This is a genomic window from Shewanella sp. c952 (assembly GCF_019654975.1).
GTDB lineage: Bacteria > Pseudomonadota > Gammaproteobacteria > Enterobacterales > Shewanellaceae > Shewanella.
This window is the reverse complement of record NZ_BPEW01000001.1, coordinates 272326-297338: the sequence shown is the minus strand read 5'-3', so window position 1 is coordinate 297338 and position 25013 is coordinate 272326. Positions and strand designations below refer to the sequence as shown.

The window sequence follows — 25013 nt, the reverse complement described above, 5'->3', positions numbered from 1 at the left end:
ACAAAGAAGGTAGAAGAATGAGCCAAGAATTTCATATTACCAGCTTAGTCATACATGCAGCGTCCAAGTCTGTAGAAGATATCAAGCAGCGCTTGTCAGCCCTTGTTGGCGCCGAAATCCATGCCGTTACCGATGAAGGAAAGTTTGTGGTCACCCTAGAAGGTGAAACCCAGCGCTCTATCCTCGATAACGTCGAAGCTATTAACGCCTTTGAAGGCGTCATTAATAGCAGCCTTATTTATCATCAAGTCGATCCAGTAGAACAAAAGAGTGAGGAACACCATGAGCATTAGCCGTCGCGAGTTTCTAAAAGCCAACGCAGCAGTTGCCGCCGCAACAGCCGTCGGTGCGACTCTGCCAGTGAAGATAGTAGAAGCTGCAGAGCAAAAAGATAGCATTAAGTGGGACAAAGCACCTTGTCGTTTTTGTGGCGTAGGTTGTAGTGTTCTTGTCGGTACAGATAATGGCAAAGTTGTTGCAACTAAAGGCGATCCAGAAAGCCCAGTCAACAAAGGCCTTAACTGTATTAAAGGTTATTTCTTATCGAAGATTATGTATGGTAAGGATCGTCTAACGACGCCGCTGCTACGTATGACCGATGGCAAATATGATAAAGAGGGTGAATTCACACCAGTTAGCTGGGATGTCGCACTCGATACCATGGCTGATAAGTGGAAAAACACGCTTAAAACTAAAGGCCCAACAGCTGTAGGCATGTTCGGCAGCGGTCAGTGGACAGTATGGGAAGGCTACGCAGCTTCTAAGCTGCACAAAGCAGGTTTCCTTACCAACAACATCGATCCTAACGCGCGTCACTGTATGGCATCAGCTGTTGGTGGCTTTATGCGTACCTTTGGTATTGATGAGCCAATGGGTTGTTACGATGACCTTGAAGCCGCTGATGAGTTCGTCCTATGGGGCGCAAACATGGCAGAGATGCACCCAATCCTTTGGGCTCGTCTATCTGATCGCCGCTTAAGCAGCCCGACTAGCCGTGTACATGTACTGTCTACTTACGAGAACCGCAGCTTCGATCTTTCTGATAACTCGATGGTCTTCCGTCCTCAGTCTGACTTAGTGATCCTTAACTATATTGCCAACTACATTATCCAGAATGATGCAGTGAACAAAGAGTTTGTCACCAAGCACACTAAGTTCGCCTTAGGTACAACTGACATCGGTTATGGCTTGCGTCCAGAGCATCCATTAGAGCAAAAAGCAAAGAACCCAGGTAATGGTAAATCTGCGCCTATCAGCTTTGATGAGTACGCGAAATTCGTTAGCACTTATACCCTAGAATATGCAGCAGAGATGAGTGGTGTTGAGCCAGAAAAACTCGAGCTGATGGCTAAAGCCTATGCCGACCCTAAAGTGAAAGTAATGAGCTTATGGACCATGGGTATTAACCAGCACGTTCGTGGTGTTTGGGCAAACAACATGCTTTATAACATCCACCTATTGACGGGTAAAATCGCAACCCCAGGTAACAGCCCATTCTCGCTAACGGGTCAACCATCTGCTTGTGGTACTGCACGTGAAGTCGGTACGTTTGCGCACCGTCTACCTGCAGACATGGTAGTTGCCAATCCTAAACATCGCGCTAAAACAGAAAAACTATGGCAAGTGCCTGAAGGGACTATCCCACCAAAGCCTGGTTTCCACGCTGTACTGCAAAGCCGTATGCTTAAAGATGGCAAGCTGAATTGTTACTGGACTATGTGTACCAACAACATGCAAGCGGGTCCGAACATCAATGATGAGATTTACCCAGGTTTCCGTAACCCAGAAAACTTCATTGTGGTATCAGATCCATACCCAACAGTAACAGCAATGGCTGCCGATTTGATCCTACCAACCGCTATGTGGGTTGAGAAAGAAGGTGCTTACGGTAACGCTGAGCGTCGTACTCACATGTGGCATCAGCAAGTTAAGCCACCAGAAGGTGCTAAGTCTGATCTATGGCAGCTTATGGAATTCTCTAAGCGCTTTAAAGTCTCTGAAGTATGGCCTGCTGAGCTGATTGCTAAGCAGCCAGAATATGCAGATAAGACACTTTATGACGTGCTATTTGCCAATGGCGTAGTCAACAAGTTCCCTGCTGAAGAGTGTAAAGCAGATCTTAATGATGAATCTGATGCATTCGGCTTCTACGTTCAAAAAGGTCTATTCGAAGAGTACGCGCAGTTTGGTCGCGGCCACGCTCACGATCTAGCTGACTTCGATACTTACCATGAAAACCGCGGCGCACGCTGGCCTGTAGTTAACGGCAAAGAGACACTACGTCGTTTTGTTGAAGGTAGTGATCCTTATGTTAAAGCTGGTGAAGGCTTCAACTTCTACGGTAAGCCAGATGGTAAAGCTGTTATTTTTGCACTGCCGTTTGAGCCTGCTGCCGAAGAGCCAAACAAAGAGTATGACCTATGGTTATCAACCGGTCGTGTGCTAGAGCATTGGCACACAGGTTCAATGACTGCGCGTGTACCTGAACTATACCGTGCTTATCCAGATGCACAGATCTTCATGCACCCAGAAGATGCCAAAGCACGTGGCGTTAAACGTGGTGATGAAGTGATTGTTGCTTCACCTCGCGGTGAAGTGAAAACCCGTGTGGAAACTAAAGGCCGTAACAAGCCGCCTAGAGGCGTGGCATTTATGCCGTTCTTCGATGCGCGCCAACTGGTCAACAAGTTGTTACTCGACGCGACTGATCCTCTGTCAAAAGAGACAGATTTCAAGAAGTGTCCAGTCAAAGTGATGAAAGCTTAAGACTTTTCACCAACACACTTAACTTTAATCGCTTGAGCAAAAGCGGAGACAACGAAAGCAAATGAGTCAGGTCAATCAAAGTAAGTTCAGCGTCAAAGGCGTCAACCGCCGCCAGTTCTTAGCCACTTCGGCTAAGGCAGGTTGCGCAATGGGCTTACTAGGGATGGGGATAACTGCAGTGGCTAAACAGTCTGCGCAGTTAGATCCACTCGCGATTCGACCTCCAGGCGCATTAAGCGAAGATGATTTTCTCTCAGCCTGTGTACGCTGCGGTCTGTGTGTAGAAGCTTGCCCTTATGACACCCTCAAACTAGCGCGCTGGTTTGAAGGTGCAGCAACGGGCACGCCCTATTTCACCGCCCGCACTATTCCTTGTGAGATGTGTGAAGATATCCCCTGTGTTAAAGCTTGCCCGTCGGGCTCGCTGGATCATGAACTTACCGATATCGAACAATCAAAAATGGGAATAGCGGTACTTATCGATGAGAAGAACTGCCTTAACTTTAAAGGCTTAAGGTGCGATGTCTGTTACCGGGTTTGCCCGTTGATTGATGACGCTATCACGCTTGAAATGCAACACAATAATCGTAGCGATCATCACGCTATGTTCCTACCTACGGTCAACAGCGATAGCTGCACTGGCTGTGGTAAGTGCGAACATGTTTGCGTGTTAGAGGAAGCTGCGATTAGAGTACTGCCTGCTCATATTGCACTCGGTAAAACTGCTGCACACGATACTTATATCAACACTGAAGATACCACGCTTGAGATGTTGAACAGGGGGCTTGAACTATGAGCCACAGCAAAAATAGTACGCTGAAAAAGCCGGGCTTCGCCCAGGCGGCAATTGATGAACTAGGATGGTGGCGAGCCCACAAGTTTCTATTCTTACGCCGCTTAAGCCAAGTCAGCGTTTTTGCACTGTTCGCCATTGGTCCTTGGTTTGGCCTGTGGTTGCTAAAAGGTAACCTCTCAGCCAGTGAGCTTTTAAGTGTTGTACCTCTGTCAGATCCACTTGCCAGCTTGCAAGTGCTACTGACAGGTCATATTCCAGAGCTAAGCCTGATACTTGGCGCCGTCATTATCGCACTGTTTTATGCGTTACTGGGTGGTCGAGTATTTTGCAGCTGGGTCTGTCCCGTTAACATGGTGACAGATCTTGCTAGTTGGTTACGCCGCAAAATGAACTTGCCTCGCACCAGTGAGATGCCAAGAAATTTGCGTTACTACTTACTAGCACTCGTGCTTATTCTGCCCGTGCTAACAGGCATGACAGTCTGGGAATGGGTAAATCCTGTTCCTGTATTGTATCGAGCAGTGTTATTTAGCGCTGGCAGTGGTTTATGGATATTAGCCGCCATCTTCTTACTGGATCTGTTTATCAGTGAGCGAGCATGGTGCGGACACCTTTGTCCAACAGGTGCATTATTTGCTCTGTTTGGTAAAGCCAGTCCAGTTAAAGTATCGGCAGTGAATGCCAAAGATTGTGATAACTGTATGGATTGTTTTGACGTCTGCCCTGAAAGACAGGTATTAAAACCTGCCTTGCGAGGACAACAGCCGATGATAACCGACAGTGATTGCACTCAATGTGGCCGTTGTATCGACGTTTGTGCCCAACGCGTTTTCCAGTATCAAAATCGAATTGCCCTAAAGGCGGAGAACAACCAATGAAAAAAGCACTCACCTTAGCTGCGCTATTGGCGCTTAGCGCTTGTTCTGGTCAGCAAGCAACTTCTCAAGCAGAGCCGGTAAACGTTAGCTCACTTGGTAAGTCAGAGATCACCGATATTCGTGCTGCCGATGCAGTACCGGTTTACCCTAAACGTGGTAAGTCAATTGAGCGTACTTTTGTACATCAACCACCGATGATCCCACATAAAGCGGAATACCCAATCACGCTAAAGAAAAACGGTTGTATGAGCTGTCACAGCCCGGCAAAAGCAAAACGTATGAAGGCGACTCAAATCGATCCTTCACACTTACTCGCTGACGCTAAGCTTAACAATGAGTACTACAACTGTACGCAGTGTCATACACCGCAAGCCGAAAACAAAACAGAGCTTGTAGAGAACGACTTCTCAAACAAGTAATGTATGTAGTTTTCAAGCCAAAAAGCCACTCTAAGAGTGGCTTTTTAATTTTTATCGTTAACCCAAACTCGTTATCGGCAAAGTTACTTACCGCCACAGCCCAGAGCTTCAAAGTCTGCCTGACTCATGTATTCAGTGACAGGTAAGTATTCAGCCATTACGGCATACTCATCACCAGGGGTTACAGTATTTTGAACAGCTTGATTAAACCCTGCTTTAGGCAACATATTGCGCACAATCAATAAGGCCTCATTGAGTTTATTCTCCCCTAACTGTGTCACCCGTTTAAAGCCATCTCCTTGTTCTGTCCAAGGTAAATAATTAACCTCACATTCATCAACAGCATTATTAGGTCTGCTCTCTTTAGGACTAGTAACAACAGTGTAATAACCATCGTCATCAACGAAAATATTTTCGTCAAATAAGCACGCTGTCACAACCTGCGAGTAGTACTCGTTCTGGCATATTGACCAATATCGCATCTGCGCCTCTGATGTATCAAAAATTGCTGCACCAGCTTGAGTTTTAGGTACTACCGGAAGCTTGCCGCGGGTAACGGCTATCTCACCAAAGTTACTGTCTAAAAAGGTGCTAATGTACTGATTGTCTGCATTGGCATAGTAGCTCACTTGCCTTTGCGGAGTACCATCACATTGACCTAAAAAAGCACATTGAATGCCAAATTGTCCATTGTAAGCTGCGCGCCAAATAGCTGGTTGCTTGGCGGGACTGAATGCTGGATTAGAACGAATTTTTGCATATGTCTCCATTGGCACCAGTGGAATCGCCAATTCGTCAGTATCGACTTGGAGAACATCACAAGCTTGTTGGCCAAACAATTGCTCACCCGATGATAATGTCAGCTCAACAGCGGGCAATGTGACTCCACCTTGTATATCCTTCCCTTCGTCAGCAACATAAACACGATAGATCAAGGTTGATTTGCTGCCAGACTCTGCATAGTCAAATAGAGTATTATTAGCAACATCTGTAACTGGTGAACCATTGCGCATTGAAATCGTAAAATCTCGCGGGTACTGCAGCCTATCAGCAGCCTCTAAAAATGGATTAAACGAGCCACTATCTGCAGCAATATTTTGATCGGTAAGTGCCATAGCAGGAGATGTATCTGCACGATAGGTATTGAGTGAGATATATCGAGCATAAGGGTATTGCCCATGAAGCTTCAAACTAGCACCTTCAGGTAACACATATCCAGCATGCCAATAATTAGCTCCTGTATCTGGATAAGCAAAATTACGATCGGGGTGGTCAATATTATATGGACCAACCCAAAAACAAGCACTGGGTTCTATTGTCTTGGCTACTGGTAAAGGTTCTACCTCTGAATTATTGTCACACCCAGCTAGAGTAGCGACTGATAATATTGCCGCAAAAGCAAGCGAACCTTGCTTGGTGAAATGCATAAGTCTACGCGAGTTATTGTTCATTTTTATTCCTTATTCTACTCGGTAATAACCACAGTCCTTCTATCACTCAATCCCAAATTTATCTCAAATACCAATGATTGATACTTTCGATAAAGATTGAGCTTCAGTGGCATTATTTGTAACCTAAACCAACAACTCAGGGCTTTATGGTCGTATAGAGACAGATTTATGACTTTGAAAGACAAAAATAAACAGAAAAATGAACCAACCACCATCGCATCTTGGGCGTTAGCGATCTGCAGAGCAATTGATGCGGCCGGTGTTGATAGCAATCAAGTGCTGACGAATATTGCGATTCCTCCTTCTTTACTACTCGACCCTAATGCACGAATACCATTAGAAAAAATGACTCAACTATGGCGGCAAGCTGTATTAAAGACAGGTGATGAAGCTATCGGCCTAAAAGTAGCGAATTTTGTGCAACCAACAAGCTTTAATGCGCTTAGTTTTTCGCTATTAGTTAGCGACTCTCTGGAGGATGCATGGAGTCGTGTAAAGCGGTTTTACACGATTATTAGTAATGTTTTAGAGATAGACATTGAACAAGGTCAGTACGAATCAGCACTGTGCTTTAATAAAATTATTGGAAATGACTACGCTGATGAGGCTATTGATGCATTTATGGCAACTAGCTATCTAATGCCGATGCAGGTCAGCCATGGGCTAATTAAACCGACTAGGCTTGAACTTGAGCGCAGGGAGCCTTTTGATTCAAAGTCCTTTGCAACTTTGTTCGGCTGCCCGATTAAATTTTCAGCCCCGGCAAACAAAATCTATTTTTCAAACTCCGATCTTAAACAGCCATTTCCTTCGGCTAACAGAGAGCTAGCCATCAAGAATGATGAGGCAATAAATAGCTACTTTCAAGCGGTGTCACAGGGGCATTTTAGCAAGAGAGTTACCGAAGAGATCACTTTTGCAATGACTCGTGGTAACCCAGACCGAGATACTATAGCCAAAATATTTCATATGAGTAGCCGCAACTTACAGCGTAAGTTATTCGATGAAGGAACTTCATTTAGTGAGCTAGTAGAATCAGTACGTAAATCACTAGCAGTAAAGTATTTACGCACAGGACAACTATCAATCATAGAGATATCATTTAGGTTGGGCTTTAAAGATCCTAGTAATTTTACCCGAGCATTTAAACGCTGGTATCAAGTTTCCCCATTGCAATATCGACAGAAAAACAGTACTCCATAGTCCCGCTAAATCTCAGCCAAACTGGCTACGAAAGCCACAAAAAAACAGCTAAATAAACTACCGCTTTACCACTTCTTGGGTGTAACGAATACACTAAGCCCATACAGGAAGTTCCTCCACGTAATAAAAAATGAAATGGACATCGACTTAAGTTTTGATGTTAATCAACTAACGCTTCGATTCACTGCCTAAATATCTATTTATTGACTATATATCAAAGGGTAAGGCAAGACGTTTTATAAGGTTAAGTCGATCTTGCCTCTGCCTACGTGAGACAAAGAGATCTGTCTGCGGGAATGACCAGCACATTGCTGCGGATCCTACCGATTATAGATTCAGCAGTGTTGCCGATAACATAACCAAAAATACCGTGACGCTGACATGCTCCAAGTACTAAGTAACGAGCCTTGAAACGACAAGAAAGCTCATAAAGGCAAAGGTCAGGTTCACCGATTGTGATGTGTATACAGTCAGGCTCCAGCTCCAACTGAGCTAACTGCTGCTGATACTTTTGATGGGCATCTTTGACCAAGGTGCTGGTATTGATCAAATCCATATCACGGAGCACCTTAGGGACTCTGATAACAAAGGCTAAATGTAATTGGCAGCCCGTAGCTTTAGCTAATGCCTTACCATGCTTAATGACTGACTGGTTAAGCTGCATTTTAAGCGGTTTGTCACTGCCAAGATCGACAGCCATCATGATAGCGTTGCCTTTGTGCAAAGGGTTATCGGTCAGCAACATGAGGGGGATTTGGACATGACGGATCAAATTCCAATCAGCAGGAAGGTAATGTTCAGCATGATGCACAGCTTTAACCATGAGATCAAAACCATGACGAATAGAATGATTGCAGGCATGTTCAGACAGATCTTTACTCCAGACACTATGGATAGGCACATCCTTTGCCTGCAACACCTTCAGTTGCGCTTCAATCTTCGCCTCTCGTTGCTTCATAATATGCTTATGGGCTACTGCAGCAAAGCTGGCGTTATAGTATTCAGCACTGCCAAAATATTCGAAGCTATAGGCAAATATTTCAGCGCGTTTTCCCAGCACATTTGCCAAGTCAATTCCCGCAGCGATAGCATCGGTATGCGACTCTTCTCTTGGCGAAATAATAAATACCTTATCCATGGTTTGCTCCAGCTATTATTACCTTACTTTAGCTTAGACAAGCTTATACATCTCTGCAGCTCGATGCCGCTGACTTATGATCAAGATCAAAGCCAATACACAAATAATTTAAGGAGGAAAAATTGCCAATAGAAAGCTTTGTTATCTCCATTTTTCTTATCCTGCTTTGTGGTCGGTTTCTCGGAGAGCTTTCAGCTAGATTAGGATCACCAGCGGTTGTGGGAGAGATTGTCGCCGGGTTACTCATTGGCCCCTCTGTTTTAGGCTGGATAAGCCCGCACAATACCCTTTCAGTACTGGCCGAATTAGGGGTGATTTTACTGCTGTTTGATATTGGCTGTGATACTTCCATCAAGCGGTTGTATCATGCTGGCAGGCACTCTCTTTGGGTAGCATTAAGTGGTATTTTATTCCCTGCCGTAATAGCCGGGGCTTGTGCTGCATACTGGCTCAACTTACCAACATTTAGTGCACTATTTTTTGGTTGTGCGCTAACCGCCACCAGCATTGGTATTTCAATTCGTGTCATGTCGCAAGCTAAGCAGACTCATACTCATGCAGGGCAAGTTATTTTAGGGGCTGCTGTAATAGATGATATTGCCGGAGTTGTATTGCTGAGCATTCTATTAAACTATAATGAATCTGGTAGTTTACACTTTGTATCCATAGCTTTATTAACCCTTAAAGTGGTTATTTTTTTACTCATCGCCCCACCACTCGCTCGGACGTTAATCTATGTGGCACGCGGACTTCAATCAAAGTTTAAACAGCCTGGCTACGACGTTTTCATTGTCATCACTTTAATCTGTCTATTTGCCTGGTTAGCCCACCTCTTCGGCGCCCCTGCACTGCTCGGCGGATTTGCTGTGGGTATTGCTTTATCACGACAGTTTGTCTCCCCAATAAACCGTTATCTGCAAAACCCCTTTGCATTTACACATAGACTGGAAAAGTCCACCAAACCTCTTATCGATGTTTTCGCGCCTATCTTTTTTGTTTACGTTGGAATTACGGTGGATCTAAGCCAGTTAGATCTTAGTGGGACAGGGTTATTGTTACTGTTCTGGCTGGCACTAATTGCTATTTTGACCAAACTCGCAGCGGGGTTATCAGCACAAGGGAGTTGGCGTAGTAAGCTCACTATTGGTTGTGCCATGGTGCCTCGTGGTGAAGTCGGACTTGTCTTTGCTGAAATGGGACGTCAAGCCAGTATTATTCCGCCGAAACTATTCACTGAGTTGGTGATGATTATCGTCATTACCACCATCGCAGGACCGCTAATGTTAAAGTGGTCATTAAAAGAGCAAAAAACCTTGTAAACAGGGACTTCTATTGCTAATGGCTGGTCACTATTGCGAGCGGTCAAACTCATTTTATCCGCGTAATGTCTCTTGCCATTCCCTTAGATTCAGGTAACGTTAGAGCTATATCAATCGACTTAAGAAGTGTCTATATGAAGTCTGGAAAGCACGATGCACAATTACTAAAGTTAGCAATGGAAATTGGTGTGGGTTATGCGAAAAAAAGAGGGTTCTCTGATTTCGGCCAAGGTATTTCACCGAAAGATAAAGTGGAGTGTATTTACCGCTTATTGGTTAAAGACAACCTAATTCAAGCTCTATCAAAAGATAAAGAAGATGGTCCTAATATGAAGCACAAATTGGTGCTATGGATTAGCCGCCAGTTACCTGCAGATCACGAACTACTCAACTAACCACTCACCCCCTAATCGAACCTATCATTAAAATATCGATGGGTTCAGATTGCTCTTCCCGCTGTTAACTACTTGCTGTTATCGATCGTAACTGATCTTTTCGTGGCTTCATTTCGTAGAAACAACCATGAATAAAATAAATCCAAGAAAGTTGCTTCATAGCAAGTGGACGGCCATTGAGCCTAAAAAAAAGCAGAAACACTTTTTAGTCACTAAAGTAAAATTTGATGAGGAGGGTTTGGTCAGCTTATGTCTATTTGAAGCTGTGTTAACTCGTGCCCAATATCAAATCGATTGGCACGAATTAACAAACGAGGACAAATGGCATTTTGGCTGGCAGTAGGTTGACTGTGGGTGATCAGCGCTCGTCTCTACGTTATGCTTTTGCAGTTTTAAGCCTGCTTATTGGTAGACTCTTCAATAATGCACTCTTGCTCATTGGTGTTCGCTTTAGCCTTGCTCGATTCTTCTGAGTTTAACGGCATTGCGGCTAGATAAAGTGCTTGAGCAAACAGACCTTGGTAAGATTTCATAGTGGTGACCTCTGCAAATGGAATAAATGGTTGGATATGTGGTTGAGGTCAAAGTAATCCTGTTTATACTATTAGTAAAATGAATAATATCCATCGACTACATTCCATATAAGCATGAATATACAAATTAAGAACCTACACTGTTTCGTGACTCTAGTTGAAATGGGTAATTACACCCGTGCGGCGGAAAAGTTACACCTGACTCAGCCAACGTTGACCAAAATGATCCAGCGCCTTGAAGAGAACCTCGGGCAACCACTGTTGATCCGTAATAACCAGAAAGTGATCGCCACAGAAGCTGGCAGAGCACTCATCTGCACTTCACAGCAGATCGTCGGGCAATGGCACCGACTCAGGGAAGATCTTAATAGCCTTAATGGCCTACAGACAGGGCAACTGCGCTTAGGAGTTTGCCCAATGATGGGCGAGATGATTATTGAGTTGGTTGCCCATTTTAGGAAAAAATATCCAGGGGTTGAGCTGAGTATTCAAGAGTTGGGTGGTTTCGGTGCAGAGCAAGCTTTGCTTAACGACAGCCTAGATCTGACTTTTACCGCTCTACCAACGACCCATACTCAGGAGTTTGATAGTTTGGAGCTTAAGGGCTATCCACTCATGGCCTGTCTACCGAAAGAACACCCGCTAACCAAAAAAGACAATATCTGCTGGCAAGATCTGGCGCCGTTCCCGTTCATTCAATATAACGATGACTTCTCACTGACAAAATTAATTCATCGCTTAAGTCGAGCAGCAAATGTAGAACTTAATGTCGCTGCTCAAAGTGGACAATGGGATTTTATCGCCGCGATGGTTGAAGCTAAAATGGGGGTGGCTATTTTGCCTGAACCTATCTGCCAGAAAGTGAACTCAGACACTTTGATTTATAAAGCACTCAACCCGCAACTGACTTGGAATTTAGCGCTAATTTGGCGTAAAAACTTGCCACTGACACCTGCGGCATCGACTTTTATCAACCTAAGCAGAGAGTTAAGTGTAAGCTAATTATATGTATCCAAATATCGCATAGTTACTACCACGGACATATTCGATTCAAGCTGTATTATCGCCGCATTGAATAGCCTATCTAACAGATAACCTTGCGAGGATAAGATGAAAAATGCAGTTGATTTGATAAAGGCCAGCCTGTTTGGCGGCTTTCTAGTGGTATTACCCTTACTCCTTTTGTACCTTATGGCCGATGAAATGATAGAACTCCTTATCGGCTTATCGAGCCCAATAGTGCAATTGTTACCCAGTTCAGTCATGGGATTAGAAGAGCACCCGTTTAGCCTAGCGTTGCTTACCCTTGCGTTAACATCTTTACTATTTGGCATTTTTTTGAAATCCGCTTTCATGAGCCAATTCTTTCGTTATATCGAGCGTAGCACCATCGGTCGTTTAGCGCTTTATCGCTCCATCAAACAACTCGCGAGCGGTATTTTCTGCGATAAGAATTCAGTTAATGAGAACGGTGAATACAATGGCGGCTTTCGCGCCGCGATGCTTAAGAACCAAGATGGTAGTCATCAATTTGCCTATCTAATTGAGCAAGATGATAACTATTCAAGTGTGCTTATTCCTCATGCTCCAGCAGGGTTTGCCGGGCCATTGAAATTGGTGCCAAATGAGAAAGTGACCCTGCTCGATGCCAGCATCGGAGATGTTAGTGCGGTATTAAGCCAGTGGGGAAATGGCGCCTTGGCATTAACACCTAGACGTACACGCTAAGCAGATGAGCTTGATTAAGGGAAGAACTGGAAACAGTTCTTCCCTTGTCGTTTTACTTGATACATTGCAGTATCGGCATGTTCACAGACAGTGCTAAATTGCTCATCGGTTTGATAGACAGCGATACCAATGCTCAAGCCAACGCTAATGCGGCGCCCTTCAACCTCTAGCGTCTCTGCAAACAGTCGCAGTAATTGAGTGGCAACCTCGGTTAGTACCCCTCTATCTTCGGCAGGATAGAGCACCACAAACTCATCTCCACCTAAACGCGCAATGTCAGCTGTTTCTTGTAGATATAAGGTTAACTTGTTAGCTATTGCGATGAGTACGCTATCGCCAAATTTGTGCCCGTAATGGTCGTTATTGGCTTTAAAGTCATCAAGGTCAATAAATAGCAGTGCACCAGTGAAGGCTCGTTGTTTTGACAGCTCAAAGGCCTCTACGAGCGCCTTACGGTTCAATAAACCTGTTAGAGGGTCTTTGTTCGCAAGTTCAGCCAAACCAAGCTCATAGCGCTTCTCTTGCGTTATATCTATATGGGTGCCCATTATTCGCAGTGGTTGACCATTATCATCAAATTCAATGACTCGGCCGCGATCCGAAACCCAGCTTACACTACCGTCTTTATGCAACATTCTGTGAGTTACTTGATAGGAGTCTGTTTTGCCGCTGACATGATCGTCAAAGTTCTGGATCACCCAGCTCCGATCTTCTGGATGCAAATTGCCTTTCCAGCTATCTATATGGGCGGCAAGTTCATCGATGGTATAGCCAAGTAGCGAGCCCCACTCCATGTTAAACATGGTGAGGTTACCTGAGGGAATATGCTGCTCCCATAGACATAGCCCCGTGCCATCGAGTGCGGCATTGAGCTTTTCTTCTAACACTGATTTTTGCTGTAGCAGTTCAGTATTATTAGTTTTGAGCAAGTGATTCTCTTGCTCTACAGCACTCAACATCAACTTCAATTGAGCGATTTCAGCCTCTAATGAACCCATTAATCAACATGCTGATGAGCTAAGCAAAGCCTCTCATCAAAAAACCTCTATATTCTTGTTATAGCAATTGAGCTAAAACTACTGTCATCACTTGTTAAATACAAGTTATATAATACTATCGACTGACAGCCCGAAAATTTTAGGCAAAAAAATACCCACCGATAGGTGGGTACTTCAAATACTCATAAAGGCTAAAACAGCATCCTGAAACTCAACGCTGCTTTACACTCAATGATTATGCTACTGGCGATACCACAAACAATAATTCACCTTGTGAAACCTGCTGGCCGTTACTGTTAAGAATACGCTCAATACGGTACTGCTGATCTTCAGGGTACAGTACTGCGTTCTTGCGGTTAAAGCCTGCCAATGTCACTTGTGAGAACATCTTCATAGCTTCAGTTAGCGCTAAAGTCTGATCCACGGTAACAATGTCACCCTCTTTAACAAAGTCTGCTTCACCCGGTGCTGGAGAGGTATAGAAGATACCAGCGCCTTGTGCCATTACTTTAAGCTCGTTACTTTCGCCGACACGCAGTGACTCAGTATCAACACCCACAGTTTCTGCCGCCGCTTCCATCTCAGCAATAAGCTCTGGAATATCTAGCTCAGCCATAAAGCGTGGTAAGTAGTTAGTGTCGTAAACGCCTTCGTTGAAGGTGCCATCTTTAAGGATGCGAGTTAACAATGGAATGTTAGATGCAATGCCTTTAATAACCACTTCGTTTGCTAAGTAGTCATGCAGCTTGTTAATGACATCTTCACGACTTTCACCGCGACAAATAATCTGTGCAATCAAGCTATCGTAGTAAGGCGATACTTCTTTACCTTCACCAGCAATAGAGATGATCTCAATATCATCACGCTCAGGCATCTTGTATTCAGAGATAAGACCTGGGTTTGGTAATAACTGCAAGATACCGTTGCTATCAAGAGCCGCTTTCTCAGCAGTGACACGCACTTCCATCGCATAGCCTTTGTCTTGTGGCTCTAGGTCTGCAATTGAACGACCTGCTGCAATATCAAAACCAGCGCTTACGATATCGATGCAAGATGTTGCTTCCGTTACTGGATGCTCAACCTGCAGACGGGTATTCATCTCCATAAAGTAGACTTCGTTTGCGTCTAAGTTATAGATGAACTCTACAGTACCTGCGCCCATGTAATCGGTCGCATCACCCAGTAGGCGAGTATATTCCATGACCTGCTGCTTCAGCTCGTCAGGCAACATAGTTGAACCTGACTCTTCAACCACTTTCTGGTTGTTACGCTGTACAGAACAATCACGTAAACCCAGTACTTTAGTATTGCCGAACTGATCACGTAGTAGTTGTACTTCAATATGACGTAGTGAAGTAACATATTTCTCTAGGTAAAGATCGCCATTACCAAATGCTGCAGCGGCTTCTGTCGCAGTCTTTTGGAACAGCTCAATCATGTCTTCAGGACGTTCAACAACCTGAATACCTTTACCACCACCACCTTGTACAGCTTTAAGCAATACAGGGTAACCAATCTCAGTTGCCACGTTTACCGCTTGCTCTGCATTGGTCAAAATACCGTGGCTACCAGGTACAACTGGTACACCTTGGTCTTGCGACGTCTTAATCGCATTCGACTTATTACCCATGGTCGTCATACTGTGGACACTAGGGCCAACAAAGTTAACGCCATTGTTCACACAAAGTGCTGCAAACTGTGGGCTTTCTGATAGGAAACCAATACCTGGGTGCAATGCATCAACGTTCTCGTATTCAGCAACCTTCAATACAGAGTATGCATTGAGGTAACTTTCGTCCGAGGTGTTACCACCGATACAAACGAGCTTGTCGTTCGCTTTTAGCATATCCGCAGGGACAGATGTCATATCTGGATCAGATGCAACCAGTACTACGTCAATGTTGTTATCGTGTGCTTTACGGATAAGCTTAACCGCTGTACAACCACGAGCATGAACCAATACTTTGTTGATTGGCTTCATCAGTGCGCGCGGATCGTCTTGAACGATCTCTTCATCTTCAATTTCAGCTTCAGGAACCAGTGTCGACAACGCACTATTAATAATGGTTTCAATATTACCGGTAGGCTTTGGCATCAGTGGATCGATGCTGCTTAACTGGTCATCCAAAGTGGTACTGAATGGATTTTCAACTAAACCATTCATCGCGCCAGGCACTTTAGACAAGTAGTTCGACAATGTAGAAGTTGATGGCAAGTATGCAGGCACAACCATTTGGCCAGCAAACGGCATGTTAGTACCCGATAGGTAATATGTTTGTACCAAAGGATGCGTCACGAAACTCGCCTGAGCACCACCAGTACAATCACCATAACCGAACATCAATACAGGCAATTCATTATCACGAATAAAGCGTGTAATACGGTCGTTCACTACAGCCATTGAGAATAGTGCTGCTGCACCTTCTTTGGTCTGCATACCGCCTGAGCTAATAAAGCAAATAACCGGTAGTTTACGCTTGGCACATTCAATCAATAGCGCACTGAACTTCTCAGCAGCGGCCATATCAAATGCACCCGCTTGGAATGCAGTATTTGAAACTGCAACACCAACGCGCATTGGCTTACCATCGCTGTCAAAATCAGCCACACCGGTAATCAAACCACAAGGGCGGATACCTTTATCGATAGCATCTTCAATAGAAAGGCGGAAACCTGGGAAGTTCAGCAGATTAGCTGACATTTTATCGCCATTGATCTCTTCGAAATCAGTGAAAAACTTACCTATGATGGCATCCCAACCCATTTTTCCTGCACGCTTTTCATCACGAAGCACTTTTTGGATCAGTAGATCTTGATAACCCATGGTCAAGCGATTCCAGAAGTCTTTACGACGTCCGATCCGCACAGGGTTGATTGCGCCAGTGTATTCACTGCTTTCTTCTTCGCTGTCAAAATACTCAGGCAGTAGTCGTTCGAAGAAGTAAGTCAAAATAACAAATAGACTGTCGTTCAGTTGTGGGAAACCAACACTCTTCCACTGCTCGGTTCGAGTCAGTAGCTCAGCACGGTTTGACTGAGACATAAAGTACTTCAGCCACTTGTAGAATTTGTTCTTATCGTTAGCAACATCTTGAGTTGATAGTGCTCTGTCGATAGAGTCATGCAATAGGTTATCAACTGAACTACGAGACAAGCTCTTAGACATCATCGCTTCTTTAGCGATTGAAGCAAGGTTACCCACTACGTTGTCGTACAGCGCGTTAAAGACCAAAATGTTATGACACTGCCAGATGAAATCTTCACGTAGCTCATCATGCACAATCACATCGAGTACAGTAAGTTGGTTCAGCTCTGGCCAGTCTGCTTGAGTCACTTCTGATGGCAATGTTTCAAGGTAGCTAATTAGCCCTTTGAAGTTATTCTCTGCATTGCCTTTCCAGCGGTGGTATAGCGACCAGCTGATATTAAAGATAAGCGCTTTACGAGCTTTCTTATAGTTCTCTTTTGGTTCACCCAAAATCAAACGTGTCAGCATGTTACGCTCAGTTGAAACATCATCACGCTTAGAGGTGAAGTTACCCCAAAGTTTGTTCAACTCTTCGTCATAAACCAGTTTGTCAGGACTTGATAACCAAGACTGGAACACACGATCCTGCTCTTGCTGAATACGAGCTAGCAAATCACCTTCAGGTACGCTGACCTTAGATAGACGACCATACTGCTCTTGCGAGATGGAGTGGATGCGACTACGTAACGTTAGGTAACGCAAGTAACGATAGGTACTACCAAACAGGTTTAAGTGCATGGTTGGGTTGTTAGCCACTGCCAGCTCAGCATTCACTTCAAGTGCTGCTAAGCTTTTAGACGGTGCTAAGAAACGCTCTAGACTGCGGTCATAATGCTCACGTAAATCCGGTGATTCACGGACAAACTGCACTGCGGCTTTTTCAACAGCTTCAACACTGCTGATAATGGCGCGGCGCAAGTTATGTTGACGCTCATCTCTGTCTGACGGCGAGAAGTCGACAATGCCATCAATGCAGCCAGAGGTGTATAGCTCTTCTGGAGAAACACCCACAGATTTAGCACATTCCTGCCAAGACAAGTTGTATTTACGCGCAATACTTTGCAGGCCTTGTGGCTGAATAGTGTTGAAAATACCATCACGCAGTGACAATAAGATATTTGCTGCTGCCAGTGGAATAGCACCACCAGAGTAACCAGCACCAATCACAATACCGACTGTTGGTACGTCAACATTAGCACTTTCTGCAATCGCTTTAGAGATTGAGTGAGCTTGGTTTTGGCTGTTAGCAATCTCGCCTGCATCAGCACCAGGGGTGTCGATAAGGTAGATAATAGGCATAGACAATTCGGCGAAGTGACGAATCGCTTTACAGCAGGCTAGGTGATGCTCAGGCATCCACGCACCGTTAGCTGTAGTACGCTCTTGTGCAACAAAACCAATACGGCGAGTACGAGATCCAAAATTCAGTTCAATCTCTGCACTATAAAAAGGGCCGATGTGGGTTTCGGTAACAAGCTTACCTTTAAGATCCGCAATGATGCGTTTCGCACCCGGACGGTTTTTGTCTTGTGTCGGTTGGATCACCTTAGTGACATAACCATCAACGTCCAATCCAGCAAGGTCTTTTAGATTCGCTTGGATCTCGTCATCACCAAGAAGACCTTTGATCTCCTCAGATAGTGTCTGTTTACTGTGCTCAGGAAACAGCGAAAAGTCTTTAGCCAATTGCTCTGCTTTTAAGAAAAGCGGGTCGGCAGTTTGCGCTTGAGTCATGTTAGCGGGCTGATTTTTGCTGGTCATCGAAAGATCCTCTGCTTTTAGCCTCTGAAATTTTTAGCCCGTAAATATAACTTTGTTATCCTGTCAATTGCTATTAAACTGCACTAGACGCTTTGTTCCATTTTTGAGACAGTGAAGATAACATGCCAGATTTAAACGGTATGATGCTGTTTGCAGCGGTTGTTAGAGCCCAGGGTTTCTCTCAAGCCGCCCGCGAAACAGGCATGCCAAAGTCAACCATTAGTCGCAAGGTTGCCCAGCTTGAAGAGCAGCTAGGGGTTCGGCTTTTACAGCGAGATACCCGTAATCTGAGCTTAACTCAGGTTGGCGCGCTTTTTTTCCAGCATTGCACCAGTATAAGCGATGAAATAGAAGCTGCCAAAGCGACTATCGAAAACACCCACAATGATGTCTCCGGCTCATTGAGGGTAGCTATACCTGTCTCTTTCAGCCAGGAGCTTATCGCCAACCTTTGTAGTGGCTTTATGCGACTCTATCCAAATGTAGAACTCGACGTGCAATTTACCGATAATGATGTTGGACTGGTCGGTGAAGGTTACGACATTGCGATTAAGTATGGCCCTCTGCAATCAAGCGATTTAGTGGCGCGGTTGTTGTTCGAACGCCAACCGATATTAGTGGCAAGCCCAAGTTATTTGAAAACCCATGGTACCCCAGCCAACCCACAAGAGCTGGCGACACATAGCGGCATATTATTAGGTACATCGCGCTCAGCACCTATCTGGCCCTTAGGCAAAGGGACACGTAAAACGATGGTGAACTTTAAGCGTAAAGTCAGAGTTAACAGCGCAGTGATGGTCAAACAACTTGTGATGGATGATTTTGGCATTGCGATGTTATCCAATTCCGTCTGCAAGAATGAATTGGCCAGCGGCTCCCTCGTACCCATTTTACAAGAGTGGCCTATGGAAGCCTTTAAGGTATATGGCGTTTACTCGAGTCGTCGACAACTGGCGACCAACATTAGTGTCTTTCTCGACTTTTTCCATAAACGTTTCACCAGTCAAGAGTCACTGCAATCACTGATGGGGTAAAACAGTTACCTCATAATTGCAGGACCTGTTTCACTATCTTTTGCCTAAGGCTCGCTTGCTGTATGTTGGCAAGATCAAGATTGAGCGCAAAATAAACAGTGCGCTCATCCATCTCGACCCAGCCTACCCACCAACCAATGTATTTATCGCCATGATGACCAAAACCTGTTTTGGCATAAAGAGCATGATTCTCTGTGGATTCCGTCAGCATTACCTGCTTAATGATCTGTTGCGAGCGATGGCTAACCGCTAAGGTTTCATTGTGCAGTTTTTGCAAAAATTGTAGCTGCTCAATGGCGCTAATCCTTATATCACCATCAAGCCAAAAACTATCCAGCACGGGGCCCGCCTTCTGGTTACCATACTCTAAGCTTGCCAGCATGTTAACCATCCGCTGTTTGCCAATATCTCGGGCAATTTGCTGAAATATTGGTACGACTGAATACTTAAATGCGCTTTTAAAGCTGTGGTCTTGATTCCAAACTTTAAAAGCACGCTGTTGCTTATCCCACGGATAGACTTGTTCAGCGCCAGCTACCACGTCTAACTCCAAACCGATTAGCCCATTGGCAATTTTAAAGGTCGAAGCTGGTATGTAGCCTGTATTGGCTCTGTTCAAATCATTAGTGGTCAAAGTCTGTTGCTGGGGATCAAACAGCACTAACACACCCTCGACTTGGTGCTGCTGAAAGACTAAGTCCCAGTCGGTTGTTAATTGCGGAGTCAATCTTAACTCTGCCAATTGAACGCTATGGTCATCGCGATCACTGGCATCAACAATCAGTGCTGCTGCAGCTAATAGGGTGAACAACAGCAGCGGTACTATTTTTGTCATTGTAAGCCTCTTCATTCTCTTTTTATTGCACTGAGCTTTATACTCATAGTAGCGGTTATTAGGCGGTGAAAAATGGCTATATGAAGATCAATTGTGGCCAAATAATGGCAGTAGGAGCCTCTCAAGCTGAAGAATTATTCGTCGCTTTCAATGTTTTCATGGCTAAGGCATACTGAAGCAAATGAGCTAATAGCCTGAGAGTTCAGCTTTTACTGCTTACAGCCAGTAGCAAAAACTGAGAATAATAACAAAGGATGTAGTAATGAAATTATCTAGCATGGCACTTGTCGCCACTGCACTTTTTGTCAGCGCAACTTCAACTGCTGCTTTTGCAAAACTCGATGTTGAAGAGGCTAGATTACCTGCTGCAACAGAGGCAATGCCTGATGTCGTCAGCCGCTACCAAGCATTCGTCAGCAACCTTGCTGACAAATATGCCCAGCACTCTGATGAACTTAAAATCACCCAAATGGTGGCGCACCAAGGTTTACGCTTATGGCAGCAAGCAGTGAGAGATGTACAGTCAGGTCACTTGGACGATCGCTCTTTGTATTGGAATCGTCTTGCGATGCGAGAGCTACTGAAGACACAAAAGCCGGATTTTAATATTGCCGCATGGCAGCGAGATATCCTTATCAAAGCTGTTGAAAAATCATCACGTGGTTTAAGTGACATCGCTTTTAAAGATGATGCCGAGATTAAAATTCTACTGACAGGGTTTGATCCTTTTTTCCTCGATCGACATATCGACCAGAGTAATCCATCGGGCTTAGTAGCTCTGGCGCTAGATGGCTACCGCTTTAATATTGATGGTAAACAGGCTCAAATTGAAACTGCGATGATCCCAGTGCGATTTGCCGATTTTGATGATGGACTTATCGAGTCAATATTAACGCCTATCTACCGCGACAACAGCGTTGATATGATATTTACCGTCAGCATGGGCCGCGACGAATTTGATATCGAGCGTTTTCCAGGACGTAATCGCAGTGCTGCAGCGCCTGATAACTTAAATGTACTGACCGGTGCTAACAAACAAGCCCCTATCGCACCTTTATTTAATGGTGGCACACTTAATGGTCCTGAATTTGTTGAGTTTTCGCTACCCGTTGCGGCGATGCAAACTGTGGCTGGCCCTTGGAAAGTTAATGACAACCATACGGTGTCGACGTTAGCGCAAGGCGAGTTTCAAGCGAAATCGTTAGGACAACTACAAAGTGCAATCTCGGTGGAGGGTTCGGGCGGTGGCTATCTGTCTAATGAGATATCTTACCGCGCTATATTGCTACAAAAACAGTTCAATAGCAGCATTGCAGTTGGCCATATTCACACGCCGCGTATTGCAGCATACGACGTTCAAGTTGAGCACGATATTGTCGAACAAGTAAGAGCCATGGTAGAGGTGGCTGCAGCAACTCTTTAACCACTTCTGGTATGGCACTATTGTCTCAGGTAACATTGATGAACTCGTGCAGTGCGAGTTCATCAACCATGAGTTAATTGAGTCAATGTTCAAAGCGCTTAACCCTTTCAAGTCCAAGCAATTAAAAACCAGTTCTCTGGTGAATTACCCTCAGCTGACGTTCAACGACCCATTGCAGCAATCCATTGCGGTTCAGGTCGAGCGCTGTTATCAAATAGCGGAATCGGCATTGTCACAACGGTTCCCACGACCAGAGGTCAACTTTAAGCTGCGCGGAAAAAGTGCAGGCACAGCGCATTTACAACTCAATAAACTGCGCTTTAATCCGCTGTTACTTAAAGATAACTCACAAGCTTTTGTTGATGATGTGGTGCCACATGAGATCTGCCATCTATTGGCTTTCCAACTCTATGGCAGAGTAAAACCTCACGGTCTTGAATGGCAACGCTTAATGCGTCAGCTTTATCAACGCCAACCTCGCACTACGCATAGCTTTAATACTCAATCAGTCGAAGGTAAGACATTCGAGTATTTTTGCGGTTGTGGCTCGGTAAACCTGAGCATCAGGCGTCATAACAAAGTTGTACGAGGAGATACCCAATACCGTTGTCGTAAATGCGGTCAGAATTTACTAAATACTAAAGCTGGCTAGCGCTTTCAATCTCTTCCCATATTGCTCCAACCCCTCTGCTCCCTTACAATCGCCGCAAACGAGCCTTCGATTCGTTAGTATTGGGGATTAAGATTGAACAGCAGTGGATTTAAAACGCTTTTATTAGCGCTTAGTATTATATGGCTAGCACCTCAGCAGAGTTTTGCCGAAGCAAAGCACCCAACCAGTTTCAGCCAAGCGAAACGTTTAGCTAAAAAGCTCTACAGCGAAGCTTTACCTATCAGCAGTTTCTATTGCGGCTGCGATATTAAGATTGAAGGCAAAAAATGGCGAACTGACTTTAACCGTTGTGGTTATCAGGTGCGTAAGCAACAAAAAAGGGCCGCAAGAATTGAGTGGGAGCATATCGTTCCGGCTTGGGAGTTCGGCCACCAACGCCAATGTTGGCAAAAAGGTGGACGAAAAAACTGTGGTAGGACTGATAAACTATTCAAAAAAATGGAATCAGATCTGCACAATTTAGTGCCCGCTATTGGCGAAGTAAATGGCGATCGCAGTAACTATCGCTTTAGCCAGTGGAATGCTAACCCCGTACAATATGGCCAATGCGATATGAGCGTCGATTTTAAGTCGCGAAAAGTGCAGCCACCTAGTTATACTCGAGGGCAAATCGCCCGCATTTATCTTTATATGCAAAACGCCTATGCGTTACAAATATCCAGTAGCCAATTAAAGTTATTTAAAGCATGGGATAAAAGCTATCCAGTTGATACTATTGAGTGCAAGCGAGATCAAGCTATTGCAAATGTACAAGGTAATCACAATCATTTTGTACAAACTCAGTGTCAGCAACTAATCTCAGCATCGAACATCGCAGAATAAGGCAAACCTGTACCATGAGAGTTCCAAGAATTTACCAAGCCTCTTCGTTGGCTATTGATGAAACAGTGTCACTTCACGAGGAAGCTGCAGGTCATGTAGGCCGCGTACTGAGAATGGCTGCAGGTGAGCAAGTCTGTTTATTTAATGGTGACGGCCATGATTACCTCGCAGAGATTGTCAGCGCCAGTAAGAAAAACGTCGCAGTAAAGGTCTTATCCTGTGAAAGCAACGACAGCGAGTCGCCACTGCATCTACATTTAGGTCAAGTGATCTCCCGTGGAGACAGAATGGACTTTACCATTCAAAAGTCTGTCGAGTTGGGTATTAACACTATCACACCACTTTTCTCTGAGCGCTGTGGAGTCAAATTAAGCGGTGAGCGCTTAGAGAAAAAGATCCAGCAGTGGCAAAAAATAGTCGTTAGCGCCTGTGAACAATCTGGTCGCAGTGTGGTGCCAGTTATTCGTCCCGCCATGCAACTGATTGATTGGTGCGCAGAGGAGACAAGCTCACTTAAGCTGAACTTGCACCCAAGAGCCTCTCACGGGATTAATGGACTCAGTTTACCTAACAATCGCGTGCGCTTGGTTATTGGCCCTGAAGGTGGCTTATCAGCAACTGAAATCACCATGACCGAGACCCATAGATTTACCGATGTCCTGCTTGGTCCACGTGTGCTGCGCACTGAAACGGCCGCACTCACCACCATCACGGCTCTACAGCTAAAATTTGGTGATATTGGATAATACTCTGGCATGATGAGTTAATTGTGCAATGACAAGAATTTAAGTTCAATGCTAGAAAAGCGGCTTAGTCGCCCCCATGTTTAGCCTTGATACGAATATTAGATAAGGAATACGCTCCATGATTAAACTCGGTATCGTGATGGATCCCATCAGCGACATTAATATTAAGAAAGATTCAAGCTTTGCCATGTTAATGGCAGCCCAATCTCGCGGTTACCAGCTGTTTTACATGGAGATGAATGATTTAGCCATGGTGAATGGCCAAGCGATGGCGACCATGCGTGCATTAACAGTCAAACAAGATCCACTTGATTGGTATCAGCTTGAAGAAGCTATCGACACTCCTTTGGCCGATCTAGACGTTATTTTAATGCGCAAAGACCCGCCATTCGATACTGAGTTCGTCTACTCAACCTACATGCTTGAGCGAGCTGAAGAGCAAGGCGTGCTTATCGTCAATAAGCCGCAAAGCCTGCGTGATGCTAACGAGAAACTGTTTACCGCTTGGTTCTCTGAGTTTACGCCTGAGACTATTGTTACTCGTGACGAGCAACGTATTCGTGCTTTCCACAAAGCAAAAGGCGACATCATTCTAAAACCATTAGATGGCATGGGCGGTAGCTCTATTTTCAGAGTCAAAAAAGATGACCCAAATCTTGGTGTGATTATCGAAACCTTAACCAGTGAAGGCCAGCAATATGCAATGGCACAAGCCTTTATTCCAGATATCACTTCAGGCGACAAACGTATCTTGGTTGTCGATGGCGAACCCGTCCCATACTCGTTAGCACGTATTCCGCAAAAAGGTGAAACACGTGGTAACTTAGCAGCCGGTGGCCGCGGTGTTGCTCAACCTTTATCTGAGTCCGATTGGCATATTGCCCGCACCATAGGTCCTGAGCTTAAAAAGCGCGGGCTAATCTTTGTTGGGCTCGATGTTATCGGTGACAAACTGACTGAAATTAATGTCACCAGTCCAACCTGCATAAAAGAGATTGAAGCTGCTTTTGATGTCGATATTAGCGGCATGTTAATGGACGCCATTGAAGCTAGAATCAACAAATAAC

Annotated in this window: 23 protein-coding genes; 17 read left to right on the top strand and 6 right to left on the bottom strand. The window is 44.7% G+C overall.

The genetic code is table 11. The features are described from left to right. The first annotated feature begins 17 nt into the window (after window positions 1-17). From K5R16_RS01230 to K5R16_RS01210, 5 genes are all read left to right on the top strand, one after another. Complete coding sequence (locus tag K5R16_RS01230; RefSeq protein WP_220735722.1) at window positions 18-293, top strand: chaperone NapD; 276 nt, start codon at window positions 18-20, stop codon at window positions 291-293. Continuing rightward, a complete protein-coding gene (napA, locus tag K5R16_RS01225) occupies window positions 283-2766 on the top strand; it encodes a nitrate reductase catalytic subunit NapA (protein ID WP_220735721.1) in 2484 nt (827 codons plus the stop codon). Before K5R16_RS01230 ends, napA begins: the two co-directional genes overlap by 11 nt. A 61-nt stretch (window positions 2767-2827) precedes the next feature. Continuing rightward, window positions 2828-3562 (top strand): ferredoxin-type protein NapG, encoded by a 735-nt coding sequence (gene napG / locus K5R16_RS01220; protein ID WP_220735720.1) that lies wholly within the window; start codon window positions 2828-2830, stop codon window positions 3560-3562. Continuing rightward, window positions 3559-4440, top strand: coding sequence for a quinol dehydrogenase ferredoxin subunit NapH (napH, locus tag K5R16_RS01215; protein ID WP_220735719.1), 882 nt, complete (start codon window positions 3559-3561; stop codon window positions 4438-4440). Before napG ends, napH begins: the two co-directional genes overlap by 4 nt. Next, window positions 4437-4859, top strand: coding sequence for a nitrate reductase cytochrome c-type subunit (locus K5R16_RS01210; protein WP_220735718.1), 423 nt, complete (start codon window positions 4437-4439; stop codon window positions 4857-4859). Before napH ends, K5R16_RS01210 begins: the two co-directional genes overlap by 4 nt. An 83-nt stretch (window positions 4860-4942) precedes the next feature. On the opposite strand, the gene K5R16_RS01205 is transcribed toward K5R16_RS01210, so the two are convergent. Next, complete coding sequence (locus tag K5R16_RS01205) at window positions 4943-6310, bottom strand: hypothetical protein (RefSeq protein ID WP_220735717.1); 1368 nt, start codon at window positions 6308-6310, stop codon at window positions 4943-4945. A gap of 168 nt (window positions 6311-6478) precedes the next feature. On the opposite strand from K5R16_RS01205, the gene K5R16_RS01200 reads away from it, so the two are divergent. Continuing rightward, window positions 6479-7513: an AraC family transcriptional regulator gene (locus tag K5R16_RS01200; RefSeq protein WP_220735716.1), complete on the top strand. Its 1035-nt coding sequence runs from the start codon at window positions 6479-6481 to the stop codon at window positions 7511-7513. Between the two features lie 265 nt (window positions 7514-7778). Here the strand turns inward: K5R16_RS01200 and K5R16_RS01195 are convergent, their stop codons facing one another. Beyond that, on the bottom strand, window positions 7779-8651 hold the full coding sequence (locus tag K5R16_RS01195) for a universal stress protein (protein WP_220735715.1): 873 nt from the start codon (window positions 8649-8651) through the stop codon (window positions 7779-7781). A 122-nt stretch (window positions 8652-8773) separates the two neighbouring features. On the opposite strand from K5R16_RS01195, the gene K5R16_RS01190 reads away from it, so the two are divergent. The 3 genes from K5R16_RS01190 (at window position 8774) to K5R16_RS01180 (ending at window position 10708) form a co-directional block, all read left to right on the top strand. Then, window positions 8774-9970: a cation:proton antiporter gene (locus K5R16_RS01190; RefSeq protein ID WP_220735714.1), complete on the top strand. Its 1197-nt coding sequence runs from the start codon at window positions 8774-8776 to the stop codon at window positions 9968-9970. A gap of 134 nt (window positions 9971-10104) precedes the next feature. Continuing rightward, window positions 10105-10365, top strand: coding sequence for a DUF5062 family protein (locus K5R16_RS01185; RefSeq protein ID WP_220735713.1), 261 nt, complete (start codon window positions 10105-10107; stop codon window positions 10363-10365). Window positions 10366-10492: 127 nt separating this feature from the next. After that, window positions 10493-10708, top strand: a complete 216-nt coding sequence (locus tag K5R16_RS01180) for a TIGR02450 family Trp-rich protein (protein ID WP_220735712.1) — start codon at window positions 10493-10495, stop codon at window positions 10706-10708. A gap of 49 nt (window positions 10709-10757) precedes the next feature. Here the strand turns inward: K5R16_RS01180 and K5R16_RS01175 are convergent, their stop codons facing one another. Then, a complete protein-coding gene (locus K5R16_RS01175) occupies window positions 10758-10898 on the bottom strand; it encodes a hypothetical protein (protein ID WP_220735711.1) in 141 nt (46 codons plus the stop codon). Window positions 10899-11012: 114 nt separating this feature from the next. Between K5R16_RS01175 and K5R16_RS01170 the strand changes: the two genes are divergently transcribed. Together K5R16_RS01170 and K5R16_RS01165 are read left to right on the top strand one after the other, a co-directional pair. Next, window positions 11013-11900: a LysR family transcriptional regulator gene (locus K5R16_RS01170; protein ID WP_220735710.1), complete on the top strand. Its 888-nt coding sequence runs from the start codon at window positions 11013-11015 to the stop codon at window positions 11898-11900. 108 nt (window positions 11901-12008) lie between these two features. Continuing rightward, on the top strand, window positions 12009-12626 hold the full coding sequence (locus K5R16_RS01165; protein WP_220735709.1) for a hypothetical protein: 618 nt from the start codon (window positions 12009-12011) through the stop codon (window positions 12624-12626). A gap of 14 nt (window positions 12627-12640) precedes the next feature. Here the strand turns inward: K5R16_RS01165 and K5R16_RS01160 are convergent, their stop codons facing one another. After that, window positions 12641-13624 carry a sensor domain-containing diguanylate cyclase gene (locus K5R16_RS01160; RefSeq protein WP_259649734.1) on the bottom strand — a complete coding sequence of 328 codons (984 nt, stop codon included), beginning with the start codon at window positions 13622-13624 and terminating at the stop codon, window positions 12641-12643. 235 nt (window positions 13625-13859) lie between these two features. Further along, the gene (locus K5R16_RS01155) at window positions 13860-18413 is read right to left on the bottom strand and encodes a biotin carboxylase N-terminal domain-containing protein (protein ID WP_220735708.1); all 4554 of its coding nucleotides are present in this window, start codon (window positions 18411-18413) and stop codon (window positions 13860-13862) included. A gap of 122 nt (window positions 18414-18535) precedes the next feature. Here K5R16_RS01155 and K5R16_RS01150 point away from each other — a divergent pair, with 122 nt between their 5' ends. Then, window positions 18536-19447 carry a LysR family transcriptional regulator gene (locus tag K5R16_RS01150; RefSeq protein ID WP_220735707.1) on the top strand — a complete coding sequence of 304 codons (912 nt, stop codon included), beginning with the start codon at window positions 18536-18538 and terminating at the stop codon, window positions 19445-19447. A 10-nt stretch (window positions 19448-19457) separates the two neighbouring features. Here K5R16_RS01150 and blaOXA read toward each other — a convergent pair whose 3' ends face one another. Beyond that, window positions 19458-20282: a class D beta-lactamase gene (blaOXA, locus tag K5R16_RS01145; protein ID WP_220735706.1), complete on the bottom strand. Its 825-nt coding sequence runs from the start codon at window positions 20280-20282 to the stop codon at window positions 19458-19460. Window positions 20283-20544: 262 nt separating this feature from the next. Between blaOXA and K5R16_RS01140 the strand changes: the two genes are divergently transcribed. The 5 genes from K5R16_RS01140 to gshB all read left to right on the top strand — a co-directional run bounded on the left by K5R16_RS01140 (window position 20545) and on the right by gshB (window position 25012). Next, on the top strand, window positions 20545-21705 hold the full coding sequence (locus K5R16_RS01140; RefSeq protein WP_220735705.1) for a hypothetical protein: 1161 nt from the start codon (window positions 20545-20547) through the stop codon (window positions 21703-21705). Window positions 21706-21790: 85 nt separating this feature from the next. Then, complete coding sequence (locus K5R16_RS01135; protein ID WP_220735849.1) at window positions 21791-22357, top strand: SprT family zinc-dependent metalloprotease; 567 nt, start codon at window positions 21791-21793, stop codon at window positions 22355-22357. Window positions 22358-22450: 93 nt separating this feature from the next. Beyond that, window positions 22451-23200 carry an endonuclease gene (locus K5R16_RS01130; RefSeq protein ID WP_220735704.1) on the top strand — a complete coding sequence of 250 codons (750 nt, stop codon included), beginning with the start codon at window positions 22451-22453 and terminating at the stop codon, window positions 23198-23200. A 14-nt stretch (window positions 23201-23214) separates the two neighbouring features. After that, window positions 23215-23946 (top strand): 16S rRNA (uracil(1498)-N(3))-methyltransferase, encoded by a 732-nt coding sequence (gene rsmE / locus K5R16_RS01125; RefSeq protein WP_220735703.1) that lies wholly within the window; start codon window positions 23215-23217, stop codon window positions 23944-23946. 118 nt (window positions 23947-24064) lie between these two features. After that, window positions 24065-25012, top strand: a complete 948-nt coding sequence (gene gshB, locus K5R16_RS01120) for a glutathione synthase (protein WP_220735702.1) — start codon at window positions 24065-24067, stop codon at window positions 25010-25012. Window position 25013 lies beyond the last annotated feature (1 nt).

Excerpts from the sequence above, each read along its gene's own strand:
- K5R16_RS01230 (WP_220735722.1), top strand. The coding sequence starts at position 18 with ATGAGCCAAGAATTTCATATTACCAGCTTAGTCATACATGCAGCGTCC.
- K5R16_RS01160 (WP_259649734.1), bottom strand. The coding sequence starts at position 13,624 with ATGGGTTCATTAGAGGCTGAAATCGCTCAATTGAAGTTGATGTTGAGT.
- K5R16_RS01175 (WP_220735711.1), bottom strand. The coding sequence starts at position 10,898 with ATGAAATCTTACCAAGGTCTGTTTGCTCAAGCACTTTATCTAGCCGCA.
- K5R16_RS01155 (WP_220735708.1), bottom strand. The coding sequence starts at position 18,413 with ATGACCAGCAAAAATCAGCCCGCTAACATGACTCAAGCGCAAACTGCC.
- rsmE (WP_220735703.1), top strand. The coding sequence starts at position 23,215 with ATGAGAGTTCCAAGAATTTACCAAGCCTCTTCGTTGGCTATTGATGAA.
- K5R16_RS01180 (WP_220735712.1), top strand. The coding sequence starts at position 10,493 with ATGAATAAAATAAATCCAAGAAAGTTGCTTCATAGCAAGTGGACGGCC.
- napA (WP_220735721.1), top strand. The coding sequence starts at position 283 with ATGAGCATTAGCCGTCGCGAGTTTCTAAAAGCCAACGCAGCAGTTGCC.
- K5R16_RS01200 (WP_220735716.1), top strand. The coding sequence starts at position 6,479 with ATGACTTTGAAAGACAAAAATAAACAGAAAAATGAACCAACCACCATC.
- K5R16_RS01150 (WP_220735707.1), top strand. The coding sequence starts at position 18,536 with ATGCCAGATTTAAACGGTATGATGCTGTTTGCAGCGGTTGTTAGAGCC.
- K5R16_RS01140 (WP_220735705.1), top strand. The coding sequence starts at position 20,545 with ATGAAATTATCTAGCATGGCACTTGTCGCCACTGCACTTTTTGTCAGC.
- gshB (WP_220735702.1), top strand. The coding sequence starts at position 24,065 with ATGATTAAACTCGGTATCGTGATGGATCCCATCAGCGACATTAATATT.
- napH (WP_220735719.1), top strand. The coding sequence starts at position 3,559 with ATGAGCCACAGCAAAAATAGTACGCTGAAAAAGCCGGGCTTCGCCCAG.
- K5R16_RS01165 (WP_220735709.1), top strand. The coding sequence starts at position 12,009 with ATGAAAAATGCAGTTGATTTGATAAAGGCCAGCCTGTTTGGCGGCTTT.
- K5R16_RS01135 (WP_220735849.1), top strand. The coding sequence starts at position 21,791 with ATGTTCAAAGCGCTTAACCCTTTCAAGTCCAAGCAATTAAAAACCAGT.
- K5R16_RS01205 (WP_220735717.1), bottom strand. The coding sequence starts at position 6,310 with ATGAACAATAACTCGCGTAGACTTATGCATTTCACCAAGCAAGGTTCG.
- K5R16_RS01185 (WP_220735713.1), top strand. The coding sequence starts at position 10,105 with ATGAAGTCTGGAAAGCACGATGCACAATTACTAAAGTTAGCAATGGAA.
- K5R16_RS01195 (WP_220735715.1), bottom strand. The coding sequence starts at position 8,651 with ATGGATAAGGTATTTATTATTTCGCCAAGAGAAGAGTCGCATACCGAT.
- blaOXA (WP_220735706.1), bottom strand. The coding sequence starts at position 20,282 with ATGACAAAAATAGTACCGCTGCTGTTGTTCACCCTATTAGCTGCAGCA.
- napG (WP_220735720.1), top strand. The coding sequence starts at position 2,828 with ATGAGTCAGGTCAATCAAAGTAAGTTCAGCGTCAAAGGCGTCAACCGC.
- K5R16_RS01170 (WP_220735710.1), top strand. The coding sequence starts at position 11,013 with ATGAATATACAAATTAAGAACCTACACTGTTTCGTGACTCTAGTTGAA.
- K5R16_RS01210 (WP_220735718.1), top strand. The coding sequence starts at position 4,437 with ATGAAAAAAGCACTCACCTTAGCTGCGCTATTGGCGCTTAGCGCTTGT.